This is a genomic window from Myroides profundi, assembly GCF_000833025.1.
In the GTDB taxonomy this organism is placed as follows: domain Bacteria; phylum Bacteroidota; class Bacteroidia; order Flavobacteriales; family Flavobacteriaceae; genus Flavobacterium; species Flavobacterium profundi_A.
The window spans coordinates 3,742,225-3,759,698 of sequence record NZ_CP010817.1 but is presented as its reverse complement, the minus strand read 5'-3'; the positions used below and the strand labels follow the sequence as shown (position 1 = coordinate 3,759,698).

General features: G+C 35.3%; 18 protein-coding genes and 1 riboswitch. Of the genes, 4 read left to right on the top strand and 14 right to left on the bottom strand.

The annotated features are described in order from the left end of the window. Positions 1 to 2: 2 nt before the first annotated feature. The 12 genes from MPR_RS16680 to rplM all read right to left on the bottom strand — a co-directional run bounded on the left by MPR_RS16680 (position 3) and on the right by rplM (position 9,675). The gene (locus tag MPR_RS16680; protein WP_041894533.1) at positions 3 to 779 is read right to left on the bottom strand and encodes a thiazole synthase; all 777 of its coding nucleotides are present in this window, start codon (positions 777 to 779) and stop codon (positions 3 to 5) included. After that, positions 776 to 1,396, bottom strand: a complete 621-nt coding sequence (locus tag MPR_RS16675; protein ID WP_041894530.1) for a thiamine phosphate synthase — start codon at positions 1,394 to 1,396, stop codon at positions 776 to 778. The genes MPR_RS16680 and MPR_RS16675 overlap by 4 nt, the downstream gene beginning before the upstream one ends. Further along, a complete protein-coding gene (locus MPR_RS16670; protein ID WP_041894527.1) occupies positions 1,386 to 2,138 on the bottom strand; it encodes a hydroxymethylpyrimidine/phosphomethylpyrimidine kinase in 753 nt (250 codons plus the stop codon). The genes MPR_RS16675 and MPR_RS16670 overlap by 11 nt, the downstream gene beginning before the upstream one ends. Continuing rightward, complete coding sequence (locus MPR_RS16665; protein WP_041894525.1) at positions 2,105 to 2,737, bottom strand: thiamine phosphate synthase; 633 nt, start codon at positions 2,735 to 2,737, stop codon at positions 2,105 to 2,107. The genes MPR_RS16670 and MPR_RS16665 overlap by 34 nt, the downstream gene beginning before the upstream one ends. 12 nt (positions 2,738 to 2,749) lie before the next feature. After that, positions 2,750 to 4,564, bottom strand: coding sequence for a phosphomethylpyrimidine synthase ThiC (thiC, locus tag MPR_RS16660; RefSeq protein WP_041894523.1), 1,815 nt, complete (start codon positions 4,562 to 4,564; stop codon positions 2,750 to 2,752). A 45-nt stretch (positions 4,565 to 4,609) separates the two neighbouring features. Beyond that, complete coding sequence (gene thiS / locus MPR_RS16655) at positions 4,610 to 4,816, bottom strand: sulfur carrier protein ThiS (protein WP_041894520.1); 207 nt, start codon at positions 4,814 to 4,816, stop codon at positions 4,610 to 4,612. Positions 4,817 to 4,880: 64 nt separating this feature from the next. Continuing rightward, a riboswitch (TPP riboswitch) is annotated at positions 4,881 to 4,980 on the bottom strand. Between the two features lie 96 nt (positions 4,981 to 5,076). After that, positions 5,077 to 5,556 carry a class I SAM-dependent methyltransferase gene (locus MPR_RS16650; protein WP_041895611.1) on the bottom strand — a complete coding sequence of 160 codons (480 nt, stop codon included), beginning with the start codon at positions 5,554 to 5,556 and terminating at the stop codon, positions 5,077 to 5,079. A gap of 63 nt (positions 5,557 to 5,619) precedes the next feature. Next, a complete protein-coding gene (locus MPR_RS16645; RefSeq protein ID WP_041894518.1) occupies positions 5,620 to 6,795 on the bottom strand; it encodes a dicarboxylate/amino acid:cation symporter in 1,176 nt (391 codons plus the stop codon). An 88-nt stretch (positions 6,796 to 6,883) separates the two neighbouring features. Then, positions 6,884 to 7,849: a translation elongation factor Ts gene (gene tsf / locus MPR_RS16640; RefSeq protein ID WP_041894516.1), complete on the bottom strand. Its 966-nt coding sequence runs from the start codon at positions 7,847 to 7,849 to the stop codon at positions 6,884 to 6,886. A 102-nt stretch (positions 7,850 to 7,951) separates the two neighbouring features. Beyond that, a complete protein-coding gene (gene rpsB, locus MPR_RS16635) occupies positions 7,952 to 8,692 on the bottom strand; it encodes a 30S ribosomal protein S2 (protein ID WP_006259733.1) in 741 nt (246 codons plus the stop codon). 141 nt (positions 8,693 to 8,833) lie between these two features. After that, on the bottom strand, positions 8,834 to 9,220 hold the full coding sequence (gene rpsI / locus MPR_RS16630; protein ID WP_041894514.1) for a 30S ribosomal protein S9: 387 nt from the start codon (positions 9,218 to 9,220) through the stop codon (positions 8,834 to 8,836). Beyond that, entirely contained in the window at positions 9,220 to 9,675 is a 456-nt protein-coding gene (gene rplM / locus MPR_RS16625) for a 50S ribosomal protein L13 (protein ID WP_025124595.1), read from the bottom strand. The genes rpsI and rplM overlap by 1 nt, the downstream gene beginning before the upstream one ends. A 270-nt stretch (positions 9,676 to 9,945) precedes the next feature. Between rplM and MPR_RS16620 the strand changes: the two genes are divergently transcribed. The 3 genes from MPR_RS16620 (at position 9,946) to MPR_RS16610 (ending at position 12,165) form a co-directional block, all read left to right on the top strand. Then, positions 9,946 to 10,431: an immunoglobulin-like domain-containing protein gene (locus MPR_RS16620; protein WP_041894512.1), complete on the top strand. Its 486-nt coding sequence runs from the start codon at positions 9,946 to 9,948 to the stop codon at positions 10,429 to 10,431. A 298-nt stretch (positions 10,432 to 10,729) separates the two neighbouring features. Further along, on the top strand, positions 10,730 to 11,263 hold the full coding sequence (locus MPR_RS18225; RefSeq protein WP_052472632.1) for a transposase: 534 nt from the start codon (positions 10,730 to 10,732) through the stop codon (positions 11,261 to 11,263). Positions 11,264 to 11,286: 23 nt separating this feature from the next. Then, positions 11,287 to 12,165: an IS3 family transposase gene (locus tag MPR_RS16610; RefSeq protein ID WP_041888823.1), complete on the top strand. Its 879-nt coding sequence runs from the start codon at positions 11,287 to 11,289 to the stop codon at positions 12,163 to 12,165. Between the two features lie 298 nt (positions 12,166 to 12,463). On the opposite strand, the gene MPR_RS16605 is transcribed toward MPR_RS16610, so the two are convergent. Further along, a complete protein-coding gene (locus MPR_RS16605) occupies positions 12,464 to 13,027 on the bottom strand; it encodes a 1-acyl-sn-glycerol-3-phosphate acyltransferase (RefSeq protein WP_039328624.1) in 564 nt (187 codons plus the stop codon). A gap of 621 nt (positions 13,028 to 13,648) precedes the next feature. Here MPR_RS16605 and MPR_RS16600 point away from each other — a divergent pair. After that, a complete protein-coding gene (locus MPR_RS16600; RefSeq protein ID WP_139177178.1) occupies positions 13,649 to 14,362 on the top strand; it encodes an SMI1/KNR4 family protein in 714 nt (237 codons plus the stop codon). A gap of 132 nt (positions 14,363 to 14,494) precedes the next feature. Here the strand turns inward: MPR_RS16600 and polA are convergent, their stop codons facing one another. Beyond that, positions 14,495 to 17,314, bottom strand: coding sequence for a DNA polymerase I (gene polA, locus MPR_RS16595; protein ID WP_041894506.1), 2,820 nt, complete (start codon positions 17,312 to 17,314; stop codon positions 14,495 to 14,497). Positions 17,315 to 17,474: the final 160 nt, after the last annotated feature.

The window sequence follows — 17,474 nt, the reverse complement described above, 5'->3', positions numbered from 1 at the left end:
GTTTATTCTGTTAGAAATGCAGTTAGTGGACTAGAAGCTTGAGCGTGATTTACTACAGTAGCTAGCTTAGCCTCATACGCTAGGCGACCAGCTCTGACAGCGAGTTTAAAGGCAGTAGCCATTTGTTCAGGGTTACCAGCTACTGCTATGGCAGTATTGACAAGTACAGCATCAGCGCCTATCTCCATAGCCTTAGCTGCGTCCGAAGGCGCTCCGATACCAGCGTCTACAATAACAGGAACTTTACTATTCTCAATGATAATTTCTAAGAAGTCCATTGTTTTCAACCCTTTATTGGTACCTATAGGTGCTCCTAAAGGCATGACTGCTGCTGTACCTACTTCTTCTAGTCGTTTGCACGATACAGGGTCTGCGTGTATGTAAGGCAAGACAATAAAACCTAGTTTGGCTAGTTCTTCTGTAGCTTTTAGGGTTTCGATAGGGTCGGGAAGTAGGTATTTAGGGTCTGGGTGTATTTCTAGTTTAAGCCAGTTGGTCTCTAGTGCTTCTCTAGCTAGTTGTGCTGCGAAGATTGCTTCTTTAGCATTTCTTGCTCCTGATGTATTAGGTAGAAGGTGGATATGTGGGTACTGTAGATGAGTGAGTATAGCATTGGTGTCAGTGGTCGTGTCTATTCGCTTCAGAGCGACTGTAACTAGCTCGCTTTCGGATGCTAATGTAGCGATTTCCATATCTGCGTTAGAACCATATTTACCAGTTCCTAAGAATAGGCGTGACTGAAAGGTCTTATCCGCTATTGTAAGTGGTTGTGTATTCATTTGAGTATATTGTTTAGTTGTTGTAGTAATGTTTTTTTATCAGTGCTGTTTTGAAGTAAACCAGATATCGCTATGCCATGTAGCCCTGCTTGTTTTAAGTCTTCTACATCTTCTAGTTGTATTCCTCCTATAGCTACTACGGGGATGTTGATATTTAGTTTCTGCATCTGTTTTAAGAGCTGTTGATAACCTGCTAGACCAAGTATAGGACTCAACTTCTGTTTAGTAGTGGTAAATCGATAAGGGCCTAGACCGATATAATCACAACCTTCTGCATGTCTAAGTTGGATATCTTCTATTGTATTAGCTGTACCTCCTATGATCTTGTTAGGTAAATAGGTTTTGGCTTGTGTGATGTTTAGGTCAGTAAGTCCTAAGTGAACACCATCAGCCTCTATGGCTTTAGCTAAGTCTACATGATCATTAATGATCAGAGTAGCTTGATATTGTTCGCATAGCTTCTTGACCTGTTCTGCTGTTTGCCACAGGGTAGTATTCGTCGTATTCTTGAAGCGATACTGTATCCACTGTTGTCCTGCTCCTAATACAGTTTCTATGTGATATAATTGTTCTTGTGGAGTATCTCCATGACTGATGTATTGTATTTTATTTAGCATGATATCCGAGTAAGGTGTGATTAGAATTGAAGAATGTCTCTATATAAGTTTTAGCCTTCTGAATAGCTGTCAATGTGTGATCTCCTTTTGCAATATTAGCTGTTATCGAAGAGGATAATATACAGCCAGAACCGTGTTTAGGATAATCAGATAGCTGAGTTGGAGGTATAGTTTGTATCACCTCTTTACTCACATAGTAGTCAAAGCCCAATGCATTAGGATTATGTCCTCCTTTTAGCAGTACATCACAGTATTGACTTAATCGCTGTGCTTTTTGAAGAGCATCGTCATTCGTAGTGACTAATTGATGTATCTCTAGGCAGTTTGGTGTGATAAGATCTATCTGTTGTAATACAGTAGTTAAAGAATCTATTAGTTCAATAGTCTGAAAGTCAAAACCACTAGATGAACGCAATACAGGGTCCCAAATAACTTTGGTCGTTGGAGACAAGCCTTTGATAGTATCCACATATAGCTTCAATGTGTCTAGATCTTTGACAATACCTATTTTTACAGCTACTATAGTGTAGTTCTCAAGTATAACAGATAATTGGCGGATAGTATATTCTTCTTCCCATCTTACATGGATAAAGTTATCTTCTGTCTGTATCGTATTAGCAGATAGCACCGCCATGGGGTATACTTGATGATGTTCAAATGTTTTGATGTCTGCCATAACCCCAGCACCACTAGTAGGGTCAAAGCCAGCTATTGCCAATGCAATTGGTCGTAATATTGACATAATTCAAATTGTTTTAAGGGTTGCTTAGCTTCCCATATTGTTCCTAATAAGGCATAATCATCAAATCCCATTGTATGAATGGATTCGATGTGAAAAGGAGTGATACCTCCAAGAGCAACTAAGGTTACTCTGTTGTTAGTTCTTTGCTTTAATTCTTCTGTCCAATCAATAGTGGAGACATACCCTCTCTTAGATATACTAGGATAGATAGGACTGATGAATGTTCTGTCTATGTTTGTTGATAACTTATTAACCTCACTTATACAGTGAACAGATGTTGATAACTTAGGTAATTCTACACTATAGTTATTAACATATAAACAATTGCTTGTTGATAAGTGTGTGTAAGTACTGTTTATCTTGTTGATAAGTGCTTTATATTGTTTAAAAACGTGTTCATTGTTGTTAATAACTATTGTTGGTATGTGTATAACTAAGTACTGATGGTAGTAATTATTGATATTATTCACCCATTTTACTAGCTCTTCATAGGACATATTCGGTTTGCGAACATGAAGTAGAGGCAAGCCTTTCTCAAACATTTTGTTGATAAGACTTGTCTCGTTTTCTATAGGAGTAGGGTAGGTTATGACCACCATCTCTGTTCTCTTTTATAGATATATTTCTTTTCCTAATTCTATAAACTCTTCTGACTTCTCGCGCATTCCTTGTTCTGCCGTATCTCTAATCTCTTGTGATATTTTCATAGAACAGAATTTAGGTCCACACATAGAACAGAAGTGAGCTACTTTAGCACCATCAGCAGGTAGTGTTTCATCGTGAAACTCTCTTGCTGTGTCTGGATCTAGTGATAAGTTGAATTGGTCTTCCCACCTAAATTCAAAGCGGGCTTTACTCAGTGCATTATCTCTGTATTGTGCTCCAGGATGTCCTTTCGCTAAGTCTGCTGCATGAGCAGCTAGTTTATAGGTGATCACTCCATCCTTCACGTCTTTTTTGTTAGGTAGGCCTAAGTGTTCTTTTGGTGTTACATAACATAGCATAGCCGTTCCGTACCATCCTATCATAGCTGCTCCGATAGCTGAAGTGATATGATCATAACCTGGAGCTATATCTGTAGTCAAAGGGCCTAATGTATAGAAAGGGGCTTCACCACAGTCGCGTAATTGCTTTTCCATATTCTCCTTAATCATGTGCATAGGTACATGTCCTGGCCCTTCTATCATGACCTGTACATCGTGTTTCCACGCGATTTTAGTTAGTTCACCTAGTGTTTCTAACTCTGCAAATTGAGCTGCATCATTAGCATCTGCGATAGAACCAGGTCTTAGTCCATCACCTAGAGAGAACGCTATATCGTATTGCTTCATAATCTCACATATCTCTTCAAAGTGAGTATATAAGAAGTTTTCTTTGTGATGGAATAGACACCACTTCGCCATAATAGATCCTCCACGAGATACAATACCTGTCACTCGATTAGCAGTCAAGTGAATATAACGTAGTAGTACTCCAGCGTGTATGGTAAAATAAGAAACTCCCTGTTCTGCTTGTTCAATCAGGGTATCTCTAAATATCTCCCATGTCAAATCTTCGGCTATTCCTTTTACTTTTTCTAATGCTTGGTAGATAGGTACTGTTCCGATAGGTACTGGAGAGTTGCGTATAATCCACTCTCTTGTCTCGTGAATATTTTTACCTGTTGATAAGTCCATAATCGTATCTGCTCCCCAACGACATGCCCATACTGCTTTCTCTACTTCTTCTTCTATCGATGAGGTCACAGCACTATTTCCAATATTAGCATTGATTTTCACTAAGAAGTTACGGCCTATAATCATAGGTTCGCTTTCTGGGTGGTTGATATTATTAGGAATGATAGCACGTCCGCTAGCAATCTCTTCTCTAACGAACTCCGGAGTAATAAAGTTTTTAGGAGTATTGGCACCGAAGCTATTGCCTTGATGCTGTTGCTTTATGGCTGAGGTTGCGTTGTTCAGCTGTTCTATTCTTTGGTTTTCTCTGATGGCTACATATTCCATTTCAGGAGTTATGATTCCCTTTTTAGCATAATGTAGTTGAGTAACATTAGCTCCTCCTTTAGCAACCTTTGGGTTATGTCTAAATTCAAAGCGCAAGTGATCTAGTTTTTCATCTGCTAATCTAGCTTTACCATATTCTGATGTGATAGAAGATAATGTATTTACATCCTCTCTATTTAGTATCCATTCTTCGCGTAGACGCGGAATACCTTTGCGTATGTCTATCGTAATATTTGGATCTGTATAAGGACCTGATGTGTCATATACGGTTACAGGAGGATTCTCTTCTGTACCGCCATTAGTTAGTTTAGTGTTGCTAAGAGATATCTCTCTCATCGCTACTTCTATTGGGAAGAGCTCTCCCTTGATGTACACTTTTTTTGAGTTAGGGAAAGGGGTTTGTGAGATACTGTGTTGTTCCATTGTCTTTTAGTTTTATGAGTTATTTAGTTTTTTAAACGAATGGAATCAACCACCTTGTGTAGCAGTTATAATTAAGATATCATCACTAGTAGATAAGTGATGAGTAGACCATAGGGTTTTAGCAATAACAGTTTGGTTCACAGCTACCGCTATCCCTTTTTGTTTCTGTGGATGATAAATATCCAACATAGCCTGAATACTCAAGGTATCCGTGTCAAATAGTACTTGTTGATTGTTGATTTTTAGTTCCATTCCTTTTCGTTTAGATATATAACTTTAGGAATGGCTACAATAGGGTACGAACGTACCTATTTAATGAAGTCATCTTACTTTTCCCTACGCTAGTATTAACTAGATCAGGTTCCAAGGGTGAAGTCTCAGCCTACAAAGTCTTGTAGACACCCCTAAAGCTTGAGGCAAATATAGGTCTTTTTTTGAACTGTGCAAATTAGGTGTAGGGATAACATGATATAATAAAAAAACGCTGAGGGAATTCCTCAGCGTTTGTATACTTATATTTTTTCAGCATAAACGATATAATACCTAGGGGTAAACCATCTAAATATAGGGCGTATCCCTAGTTTTTTGATAGGGTGTGTCCACATATCTCTATCTACGATTTTATACCCTGCTTTTTCTACTAGCCAATCTAATTGCCAAGCTTCAAATTCGTGATAATGCCTGTCTAGCATATCTGTTTTACTTCTATATGCAGTACTAAACCACAAACGCAAAGGAACAGAAATCATTATTTTAGAAGCTTTACACGACTTTAATACCGTATAAGGATTTAGTAAATGCTCTACAATTTCAAAAGCTGTTAGTACATCATAATCAGTATTTAGAAGTACACTCTGATCTTCGTCTAAGTCCTCACCAGAAGTATTGATTACTGTATAGCCATCTTCTTTCATTATTTTGGCTAGTGGGTTAACTACACCTAAATCTAATATTTGTGAGTCTTTTGAAATGTGCTTATTGACAAATTCCATTGTCTTTTTAAATCTCTTACTCGGATATGTTTTCTCGTACATAATTATGAATTCGCTAGAACATTATGCTTCTGTTATAGCTGTGTTTTTAGATATTCTGTTTACTATAATAGCGATAGCTCCATCCCCCATAACGTTACAAGCTGTACCGAAGCTGTCCATAGCGATATATAGTGCAATCATTAAACTTTGTTGTTCTGTATCAAATCCTAAGATAGAACTTAGTACTCCTAAAGAAGCCATAATAGCCCCTCCTGGTACACCAGGTGCTGCTACCATAGCAACTCCTAACATACAGATAAAACCAACCATTAACATAAAGTCTACAGCTTGTCCTTGTACTAACATTAATGCAACAGCACACGCTACAATTTTTAATGTACTACCTGCTAAGTGTATTGTCGCACACAAAGGTATAGCAAATCCAGCTATTTTAGGATCTACATTATTCTTTAATGTTTGTTCTAATGTTACAGGTATTGTTGCTGCAGAAGATTGTGTCCCTAGAGCTGTAAAGTACGCAGGTAACATATTTTTCATTAGCTTGATAGGGTTCTGCTTGCTTATCGTACCTGCTATTACGTATTGGAATAGTAAGACGAAGATGTGTAGTAAAAAGATCACTCCTATGATTTTTATAAAGGTATCTAGTACTATGAATACTTGTCCGTTATAAGTCATATTCAAGAATATACCGAAAATAAAGAGCGGTAAGAAAGGAATAATAGCCTTATTGATTAATGACATGATAATACTCTGAAAGTCGTTAAAAACACCCTCTAAGTATTTGAAATTACCTTTAGAGATTCCTATCCCTAATATAAATGATATGATTAATGCACTCATGACATCAAACATTGGAGGCATTTCGATATTAAAGTAAGGAGCTAGGTTCTTTGTTGATTCTGTTATATCTCCCATTTGTTCTGTCGCTAGTATACTTGGGAATGTCGATATACTCACTCCATAAGATATAAAACCTGCGAATAGGGTAGAACCATAAGCAATAGCTGTGGTAATGATAAGTAATTTACCTGCATTTTTACCAATGTTACCAATCGCAGGAACGATTAGCCCTAAAATGATAAGCGGGATAGAGAAGCCTAGAAAGCCTCCGAATATACTATTAAAAGTACTGAATATTCTACCTATTGACTCTGGTAGATAGTTTCCTAACACACTACCTAATGCGATAGCGATAATGATCTGAATTAACAGATTGTTCTTTAGTAATTTCATAATAAAATTAGTTGTGTCAGGTAAAAGTAATAAAAAAAAGCCTCAGAATTAACTGAGGCTTTTCTAAATATTGCTAAAAGGTTATTGATTAACCTAAAGAAGCTCTTTTGAATCCAGTGATTTCTACGTTGAAACCTTTTACATAGTCAGCAACTTTTTTAGACTCATCTTTAATGAAGTTTTGGTCTAATAATGCTTTCTCTTGGTCTAAAGTAGTGTTGTCACTGATGAAACGTTGGATTTTACCTGGTAAGATTCTATCCCAAATGTTTTCTGGTTTACCTTCAGCTTTTAATTCAGCTTTAGCATCTTCTTCCGCTTGTTTTAATACTTCTTCAGTAAGTTGAGCGTAAGAAATATATTGAGGTACATTTTTAAGAGTTTTTCCTAAACGTACTAATTCTTCGTTTTCTTTTACGATAACAGCGATACGAGCTTCAGTTTCTTTAGCAACGAATTCTGCGTCAAAATCTTTGTAAGATAATGTGTCAGCACCCATTGAAGCAACTTGCATAGATACGTCTTTAGCAATCTCGTCAGCTTTAGCAACAGCTTCAGATAAAGCAGTGATAGCAGCGATTTTGTTTCCGTGAACGTAAGAACCGATGAAAGCACCTTCTAATACTTCGAAAGAACCGATCTCGATTTTCTCACCGATAACTCCTGTTTGCTCAACACATTTTTCAGCAACAGTCATTGTATCATCGAATGGAGAAGCTAAGAATTCTTCTTTAGTGTTAAAGTTGATAGCTTTCTCAGCTAATTCTTTTGCTAAAGCTTGGAATCCTTCGTTTTTACCTACGAAGTCAGTCTCACAGTTTAATGTGATAACTACACCTCTAGTTTTGTCTGCATTAACTAAAGCTACAGCAGCACCCTCGCTTGACTCACGGTCAGAACGGTTAGCAGCAACTTTTTGTCCTTTTTTACGTAAAACTTCGATAGCTTTATCGAAATCTCCTTCAGCTTCAACTAAAGCTTTTTTACAGTCCATCATTCCGGCACCTGTTTGTTGTCTTAGTTTATTTACTTCTGCAGCAGTAATATTTGCCATTTTAAAAGAGTATTAATGAGTTAATAAAAAAAAGTCGTTATCGACAGTGTATACAAAGGTAGACAACTATCAGCATAACGACTTTATGATATTGTTAAAAAATTATGCCTTAGCAGCAGGAGCTTCTACTTTAGTAGCTTCTTCTTTTTCAGACTTTCTTTCTGCATTACCTTCGATAATAGCAGAAGTCACTAATGATAAAATTTTATCGATTGATTTAGAAGCATCATCGTTTGCTGGAATAACAAAATCTACTTGACGTGGGTCAGAGTTTGTATCAACCATAGCGAAGATCGGAATGTTTAATTTTTGAGCTTCTTTTATCGCAATGTGTTCAGCTTTAATATCTACAACAAATAGAGCTGCTGGTAGACGAGTCATGTCAGCAATAGAACCTAAGTTTTTCTCTAATTTTGCACGAAGACGTTCAACTTGTAAACGCTCTTTCTTAGAAAGAGTCATAAATGTACCGTCTTTTTTCATTCTATCGATTGAAGCCATTTTTTTAACAGCTTTACGAATAGTAACGAAGTTTGTTAACATACCACCTGGCCATCTTTCAGTGATGTAAGGCATGTTAGCAGCAGCTGCTTTTTCAGCTACGATGTCTTTCGCTTGCTTTTTAGTTGCAACGAAAAGGATTTTTCTTCCTGATGCAGCGATTTTTTTCAAAGCTTCATTAGCTTCTTCTATTTTAGCTGCAGTTTTATATAGATTGATAATGTGAATACCATTACGCTCCATATAGATATAAGGAGCCATGTTTGGATCCCATTTTCTAGTCATGTGTCCGAAATGAACACCTGCTTCTAGTAAATCTTTTACTTCTACTTTGTTTGCCATTTTCTAATAGTTTACGTTCTGTTACTTTAGCAATAATCGAGTAGCAATAAATTGGTCTCAATTATTTAGATGCTAAACTACCTCTTACAGCATGTTGTAAGTGGGGCAACAAAAACCCAGATTTTTAATAATAAATAAATATTAACGTTTAGAGAATTGGAATCTCTTACGAGCTTTCTTCTGACCGAATTTCTTACGCTCTACCATACGAGGGTCACGAGTCAATAATCCTTCTGGTTTAAGAACTGCTCTGTTCTCAACATCAAGTTCACACATTGCTCTAGCGATAGCCATACGCACTGCTTCAGCTTGACCTGTTGTTCCTCCACCGTATACATTTACTTTTACGTCAAAGTTCTCAGCGTTCTCAGTCATTGTAAGAGGCTGTAATACTTTGTACTGTAATGTACCAGTTGGGAAATAAGTTTTAAAATCTTTTTTGTTAACTGTGATGTTACCTGATCCTTCAGAAACATAAACACGAGCAACAGCGGTTTTTCTTCTACCGATTTTGTGAATAACTCCCATTACTTAATTTCGTTTAAATTAACGGCCTTAGGTTGTTGAGCTTCATGTTTGTGCTCAGAACCTACATTAACATTTAAATTACGGAATAATTGTGCTCCTAATTTGTTTTTAGGCAACATTCCTTTTACTGCTTTCTCGATTAATAATGCAGGGTTTTTTTGTTGCATTACTTTAGCAGTTAATGATCTTTGTCCTCCTGGGTAACCTGTGTGACGGATGTAAGTCTTGTCATCTAATTTGTTACCTGTTAGGTTGATTTTCTCTGCGTTGATAACGATTACGTTGTCTCCACAGTCTACGTGCGGTGTGTAATTTGTTTTGTGCTTACCTCTTAAAAGTACTGCAACTTTAGAAGCAAGACGTCCCAAATTTTGACCTTCAGCGTCAACAATTAACCACTCTTTTTGAGCAGTTGCTTTGTTAGCCGATACTGTCTTGTAGCTTAAACTTTCCACAATAAATTTGTATTTAATTAAACATTCCATTCCCAATTAAGGGAGTGCAAAAGTACAATTATTTCTGTACTTTACAAATTTCTACTCCCTTTTTTAGAAAATATTGGCGCTCAATTGTTTGACTAACAATTGTATCGCTACTCTCATTACAATATCCAATACCTGATTTAGGACAGTAATTTTTGCAACTCGTTTATAAACCTAAATTCATTGATTTGTTTAATTATAAATCATTTGTTTTGAGTAAATTAGTAAATAAAAATAAAAGATATGAACAAAAAGATCACATTGCCTGTAATGGCAGCATTAGCTTTAATGATGGCTGGATGCCCTAAAGCGAAAGAACCAGAAGTACAAGAAGAAGTTATTGAAGAAGTAGTAACTGAAGCTCCTAAAGAGAAAGAGTCTCTTGAAAAAGTGAGTAATGAAGTTACCTTAGTATTAGATCAAGTAGCTTTCGATAAAGTACCAGAAAGTATACACTTAACGATAACTAATCAGTCTGCGTCTGATATCAACACTGGATCTGACTACACAATAAGTGTGCTTAAAGGAGATTCTTGGGAACTGATGGATATGGAAGGAATAGGATTTGATCGTATGATTCATCCTATCGGACCAGGTGAAGGAGTTGGTTTTGATATCAACTTATTCACAAAAGAATTAAAGTATGAAAAAGGTACTTATAAAATTACAAAACAACTAGGTAACGATAGCGGTAGCTTTACTAAAGAAGTAGAGTTTGTGATTAAGTAGACTTAGAAGTATGCTCTATCGCAATAAAAATATATTTGTTTTTTATAAGTAAAGGGTGTTTTTGTAATAGAGTAACTGATTTGAACTGTATATTCTAGTATAACGAATGATCTATTATGAGGTTGTCTATATAGTAGATGAAAGGACTAGTCCTATCAAGATAAATTCATAATCTAGTGCGGTAGATATGTGATTCATTTGATTAACGATTTTGCTTCGGTTACCTCTTACTTTTGATAGAGTAGGAGTGCGCCTGACCCGTCCTAAAAAAACTGTACAGTTTTTAAAACATTAAAAGATGGGAAGAGAACCAAAAAACAAAGAGCGTTATCATTTAAAATTCATAGAACAAATAGTTCAAGAAATAGAGAATGGAGCAAGTCAAAATTCGGTAATTCGCGAGTATAGCCTAAATAAATCTACGCTAAATCGTTGGGTTAAGAAATATGCAAGTCCCGAGTATCATGCTACACGTAAGAATAAAGTTTATTCAGAAAGCCTTAAACGTCAAGTAGTTCATAGTATTACAGAACACCATATGACAGCACAAGAAGCCTGTATAATGTATGGTGTAGAAAGTATAAGTACAATAAATAACTGGTTGTTAGTTAATTATAATAAAAACATAGATATTTGTAATGAAATTGTTATTCCGTCACTTATGGAAGAAAAAACATCCAATACAGAATCTTTAGAAATTAAAGCTTTAAAAAAGGCTTTATCAGAGGCACAATTTAAGATAGTAGCTTTAAATACATTGATAGATGTAGCAGAGAAAAGTTTGGATATTGATATCAGAAAAAAGTCTGGTTCCAAGCAGTTGAAGAAGTAAAACTCTTATACCCTAATAAGGGAATAAAAAAAATATGTCAACTGTTTGGTAAAACTCGAAGTGCTTATTATCAGTCAATAGACAGATACGCAAGTCAATCTATTAAAGATGAGATTATTCTTCAAGAAGTTTTAAATATTAGAGCTACTCTACCAAGAGTAGGTACTCGAAAACTTCAACATATGTTACAAGAACGCTTAGGTTCGCACAATATAAGCGTAGGAAGAGATTATCTGTTTGATTTATTAGACAGTCATAAAATGTTGGTTAGGCAACGAAAGCGCAAAGCATATACAACAGACTCCAGAGCTTGGAGAGGACAGTATTTAGACTTGTATAATGGAGTAAAAGTTACTAGACCAGAACAATTTTGGGTAAGTGACATCACCTATATCAGGTTAAATAATACTTGGGGCTATTTAAGTTTAATCACAGATGCTTATTCTCATAAAATAATGGGCTATAGTTTTAGCTTAGATTTAACCACTAATGGATGCTTACAAGCCTTGAAAATGGCATTAAAGAACAGGATTTATACAGAGAAACTTATTCATCATTCAGATCGAGGATGTCAATACTGCAGTAGTGTTTATACTAAAATACTGATAGAAAACAACATATCTATTAGTACAACACAAGGTGGTGAACCAAGAGATAATGCAATAGCTGAGCGTGTAAATGGTATAATTAAAGGTGAATTTGATTTAAACTATTCAAGTTTAGGTTATCAAAAAACGATTGATAAAATTAAGAATAGTATAGAAGCTTATAACCAAATTAGACCTCATGATAGTTGTGATAGGTTAACTCCAAATCAAGCTCATTTAAAGACAGGTATTCTAACTAAGAGATGGAAGAATTATTACAAGACTAATAAACAAAAACAACAACCTGTACAGTAATAAAAGGATTAATAAAAATCTGTACAGTATTAAGTAGGATTATTAACTATAACTGTACAGTTATAGTAGGACGAGACAGCCTTAGCTTTGAATGAGTCCGTAGTGAGTCCGTTATGAGTCCGTAGTGACTCCGTTATATCGATTAAAATAACGGAGTTACTTCGGATTTAATATTGAAATAATAAGGTCGTATGCCAAATCTATCTGCTATCGAAGTGATAGATGAGTAATAGAAGACGAGAAGTACCTAAATATTTTAGAATATTCTTTTAGGACTTTACTCTGTCTTTAGTGCTGTTTAGTATAATTTAGAATTGTAGTTCTCTGGATACTTTGCCATCTCTGCATTATAGTGAGGGCCGATTTCGTCTAGTACTTGTTCGAATGTTTTATCTTCCACATGTACAAGTTTAATGATACCACATTCTTTCTTTTTATAATCTGCATATCCTAATACGATAGGTACATTAGCAGATTTAGCAATGTGATAAAACCCTTGTTTCCATTGGTCAGAATAACCTCGAGTACCCTCAGGAGTATTGATGATCGCTATATCATCAGTAGTATTGATGACATTGACTGCGTATTCTACTAGATTTTGCCTTTTGGTTCTATCTACACCGATACAGCCAAGTGCTTTAAAGAAAAAACCAAACCAAGCCTTAGTATAATAATCTTTTATAAACATACGTATAGGTACTCCCATAATCCAGAAGCAGGCTAATGCATAGTAGAAGTCCCAGTTAGAAGTATGAGGAACACAGATAAGTACAGTCTTCCTTTCTTTTTTTGGGTCAAAGTTATTAGGAGCGTATTTCCATCCCGTGATTCCTAACATTATTTTGCCTAGTAACTTTTTCATCTTGTTTATCTTAATATTTGTTTAGGGCAAATATAGAATAATTTAGTTAGGTCTAGATTACATGTTTATTGTAATAAAATGCTAATGTTTAATAATACAGATGATTAGCTCTCTGATATTTTCATTTTTTGTTTGCCTGTCAATCAAAGTAATCGTTAGTCACTAGGTCTGAAAATAAATAAATGGACAGAATACTTAGGCTAAGACCTATCGTTATGAATATTTCTATATTTAATAATGTGCTAAGTGCTAGTAGGGTTACTAGAGTTTTCATGTGTTTTTATAATTGTTTTTTGATATGATATAAACGTCTAATTTGTGATAGATAGTGTTGTGCAAAAACAATGACTAAGAATAGATATAATATATTAAGTGTTTTCTTTTTAATTCTTATAAGAGAGGAGTTGACTTTGAAGGTATTGATGAGGAGATAAGTGTGTATGAGTCATTGAAGTGTTTAGTTGGATTTTATTATTAGATTATCTATTGTTTTTTGTTAAATTTATTCGTTGTTAATAAAAGATCTTAAATACAATAGAACAAGAGAAGTATAAAGACTACTAAAGAGTTAGTCGAAAATGTCTTCATAAATAAAAAAAGAGTGTAACAAAAAAGATGAATATGACTTTAACTGATATAGAGAAGAAGTGGGACTTTAAATACCCTCGCATTTTTTACCAATTATGGGAAGATGGTATGTTTAGTTATGGAGATCTTTCGGAGGGATGGAATACTGTAGTGTATCCCAAAATTAAGGATTACCCTCCATTATTTCTACATTGTTATGATTTTGAATTGCATTTTTCTACCGAAATTATTGAAGAAGAATTAGAGTTGTTTTATCGTGTAGATGAGTATTGTCATGTATTACCAGATATTAAGTTAGTGCCATTTGGTATGACTGGAGCACATGATTTGTATTGTTTTTATTTTAATGGACAGATTGGTGAAGATATTCCCATAGTATATGTTGAGAATGTTGAAGATGAAGGTGTTTATTTGGCAAAGAATCTTAATGAATATATCTTTATACGTATGCTTTATGAATTGAGTGAAATAGAAGTTCCAAGTGATGAGATAGAGTTAGCTGAATATTGGGATAATTATAAGGCAACACTACGTAGTCATAGTAAGTATATGACTACTGAACAAGTTCTGTTCTTAGAAAGTTTAGACTCTAAGGAAAGTAAAGAGATTATCGTTTATAACTATAAAGGAGAAGAATCATTTAGATACAATAGTGTGCTAACTGAAGAAGAATTTAAGAAGTATAGAGATCTTTATTGTCCTTATGATAAGTATGAAGAACGTTTTGTGTTTATGGTGATTTCTTAGTTACTGATACAATATGTTAACTTGTAGTGGATATGAGTAATATCTTAGAGCTTATATCTTGTGTTATTCTCTTTTTTAAAAAACAAATCCAGTTAAATATTCGTTTAACTGGATTTGTTTATATGTTATTAATTAATGTGCTTCTAACCAATTATCACCAGTACCTAGATCTACTATTAATGGTACATCTAGTTTATAAGCGTTTTCCATTTCAGATTTGACCATAGTCTTCAGTGCTTCAAGTTCTTCTTTATGAGCATCAAAGACAAGCTCATCGTGTACTTGTAGTAGCATCTTAGATTTCCAATTCTCAGCAGTCAACTTCTTGTTGATATTGATCATCGCTATTTTTATAATGTCTGCCGCACTACCTTGTATAGGAGCATTGACAGCATTACGCTCAGCTGCACCTTTCACGACAGCATTATGAGAGTGAATATCCTTTAGATATCTTCTACGACCTAAGATAGTCTGTACATATCCATGCTCACGAGCGAAATCTATCTGAGTAGCGATATAACTCTTCAGTTTAGGATAGGTAGCATAGTAAGCATCGATTAGCTCCTTGCTCTCTGCGCGAGATAGATTAGTCTGATTACTTAGTCCGAAAGCAGATACTCCATAGATAATACCGAAGTTAACAGTCTTGGCATGACTACGTTGTTCTTTAGTTACTTCTTCTAAAGGTACATTGAATACCTTAGCGGCAGTAGAACGGTGAATATCCTCTCCACGTTGGAACGATTCTAGCATATTAGGCTCTTGACTTAGTGCTGCTATAATGCGCAGTTCTATCTGAGAGTAATCGGCTGCTAGTAGTACATAGTTCTCATCACGTGCTACAAAGGCTTTTCTTACCTGACGACCTCTCTCTGTACGAATAGGAATATTCTGTAAGTTAGGGTTGTTAGAACTAAGACGACCTGTAGCAGCTACAGCTTGCATATATTCTGTGTGTACTCTATTCGTTTTTATATTCACTTGGTCAGGTAGTGCATCTACATAAGTATTTTGTAGTTTTACTAACTGTCTCCATTCTAATATGTCTCGTACTATCTCGTGCTTAGGTGCTAAGTCACTTAATATTTCTTCACCAGTAGCGTATTGACCTGTTTTTGTTTTCTTAGGTTTAGGACCTCCTATCTGAAGTTTTTCGAATAGAATGTCACCTAATTGTTTTGGTGATGCAAGATTAAACTCTTCTCCAGCTTCTAAGAATATGCGTTGTTCTAATAGCTTAATGTCAGTAGAAAGGGTGTTAGATAACGACTTTAGATATTCAGTATCTAAGCGTATACCTTCTGTCTCCATATCTGCTAATACATTTACTAGCGGTATTTCGATATTGTCAAATAACTCTTGTGTATGTGTAGCAACTAATTGAGGCGCAAAAGTTTCTTTTAGTTGGTAAGTGATATCAGCATCTTCTCCTGCATATTCTTTGACTATCTCGGCTTCTATGTCACGCATAGTCTTTTGATTCTTTCCTTTTTTACCGATTAGTTCTTCGATAGGTTGCGGTGTATATTTAAGGTAAGTCTCTGCTAATACGTCCATATTATGGCGCATATCAGGATTAATTAAATAATGAGCAATCATCGTGTCAAATAGAGGACCTTTTACTACAATGTCATATTGTTTTAGAATCTTGATATCATATTTAAGGTTTTGTCCTATTTTCTCAATATTTTCTGCTTCAAAGAAAGGAGCGAATTGCTGTGCAAGCACCTTTGCTTCGTCTTGGTTCTCTGGGAAAGGTACGTAGAATGCAGTCCCTTTCTCAAAAGAGAAAGCAATACCTACTAGCTCTGCTGTAAAAGGGTCTAGGCCTGTCGTCTCTGTGTCAAAGCACACTGACTTTTGGTTTAGTAAGTTTTGGATTAATAAACGAATAGCCATACCACTATTACACAGTTGGTATACGTGATTAGTTGTATTTAGATTACCAAAATAAGCTTCAGTAGAAGAAAAGGTATTACTCGAATCATCTCCAAAAAGAGAGAATTGTTCATCAGCTCCACTTGTAGTTGTAGCAGTAGCTGTTGGAGTAGGGATAGCCTCTTTTCCTTTGTTGAATAGTTTGTCGAATTGTTCTTTCATTCTTCTGAACTCAAGTTCAATAAACAAAGCTTCTGATTTCTCGATATCAGGACATTCTAGTACATAGTCTTTTTCATTGAATTGTACAGGACAGTCTAGGATGATAGTAGCCAGTTTTTTAGAAAGTAATCCTTTCTCTTTATTCGCTTCTATATTCTCTTTCATTTTACCTTTTAGCTCATGTGTATTGGCTAATAGGTTTTCCATAGAACCGTATTGCTTGATAAATTTCTTTGCTGTTTTTTCTCCTACACCAGGTAGTCCAGGGATATTATCTACAGCATCTCCCATCATTCCTAAGAAGTCTATCACTTGTTCTGGATAGTCTACTTCGAATTTCTCTTTTACTTGGTCTACTCCCCATATTTCGATACCATTCCCCATACGAGCTGGTCTATACATAAAGATATTCTCAGATACTAACTGAGCATAATCTTTATCTGGAGTCACCATATATACTTCGAAGCCTTCTTTCTCTGCTTGTTTAGACAATGTTCCGATAAGGTCATCAGCTTCGAATCCGCTAACTTCTACGATAGGGATATGCATGGCTTCTAAGATTTGCTTAATATACGGAACAGCTATTTTGATGGCTTCAGGAGTCTCATCTCTATTAGCCTTGTATTCTGGAAATAAATCTAGTCTTAAATCACTACCACCTCTGTCAAAAGCAACAGCTAGGTGATCAGGAGATTCTCTTTTTATAACGTCTATTAGTGAGTTCATAAACCCTAGAATAGCAGAGGTATCAAGACCTTTAGAGTTAATTCTAGGATTTTTTATAAATGCGTAGTATCCTCTAAATATTAAAGCATAAGCATCTAGTAAGAAAAGACGATTTTTATTAGCCATCTATAATGTGGTTTTTTATTAAGGGTAATTATTTATAAGTTCAAAGATAATGAATTTGTAGTAGGACTTAGGAGAGAACCAAAGTTTTGTGATTTAGATGTTTGATAAATATCATTAAATATTGTTAAAGATACTTTGAAAGCATTTGGAAAAAATTAAA

Coding starts and splice junctions, on each gene's coding strand:
- thiS (WP_041894520.1), bottom strand. CDS start 4,816: ATGGAACTAAAAATCAACAATCAACAAGTACTATTTGACACGGATACC.
- rpsB (WP_006259733.1), bottom strand. CDS start 8,692: ATGGCAAACAAAGTAGAAGTAAAAGATTTACTAGAAGCAGGTGTTCAT.
- MPR_RS16665 (WP_041894525.1), bottom strand. CDS start 2,737: ATGGTGGTCATAACCTACCCTACTCCTATAGAAAACGAGACAAGTCTT.
- polA (WP_041894506.1), bottom strand. CDS start 17,314: ATGGCTAATAAAAATCGTCTTTTCTTACTAGATGCTTATGCTTTAATA.
- MPR_RS16650 (WP_041895611.1), bottom strand. CDS start 5,556: ATGGAATTTGTCAATAAGCACATTTCAAAAGACTCACAAATATTAGAT.
- MPR_RS18225 (WP_052472632.1), top strand. CDS start 10,730: ATGGGAAGAGAACCAAAAAACAAAGAGCGTTATCATTTAAAATTCATA.
- MPR_RS16600 (WP_139177178.1), top strand. CDS start 13,649: ATGACTTTAACTGATATAGAGAAGAAGTGGGACTTTAAATACCCTCGC.
- MPR_RS16645 (WP_041894518.1), bottom strand. CDS start 6,795: ATGAAATTACTAAAGAACAATCTGTTAATTCAGATCATTATCGCTATC.
- MPR_RS16620 (WP_041894512.1), top strand. CDS start 9,946: ATGAACAAAAAGATCACATTGCCTGTAATGGCAGCATTAGCTTTAATG.
- MPR_RS16670 (WP_041894527.1), bottom strand. CDS start 2,138: ATGTCAATATTACGACCAATTGCATTGGCAATAGCTGGCTTTGACCCT.
- MPR_RS16605 (WP_039328624.1), bottom strand. CDS start 13,027: ATGAAAAAGTTACTAGGCAAAATAATGTTAGGAATCACGGGATGGAAA.
- thiC (WP_041894523.1), bottom strand. CDS start 4,564: ATGGAACAACACAGTATCTCACAAACCCCTTTCCCTAACTCAAAAAAA.
- MPR_RS16675 (WP_041894530.1), bottom strand. CDS start 1,396: ATGCTAAATAAAATACAATACATCAGTCATGGAGATACTCCACAAGAA.
- rpsI (WP_041894514.1), bottom strand. CDS start 9,220: ATGGGAGTTATTCACAAAATCGGTAGAAGAAAAACCGCTGTTGCTCGT.
- tsf (WP_041894516.1), bottom strand. CDS start 7,849: ATGGCAAATATTACTGCTGCAGAAGTAAATAAACTAAGACAACAAACA.
- MPR_RS16680 (WP_041894533.1), bottom strand. CDS start 779: ATGAATACACAACCACTTACAATAGCGGATAAGACCTTTCAGTCACGC.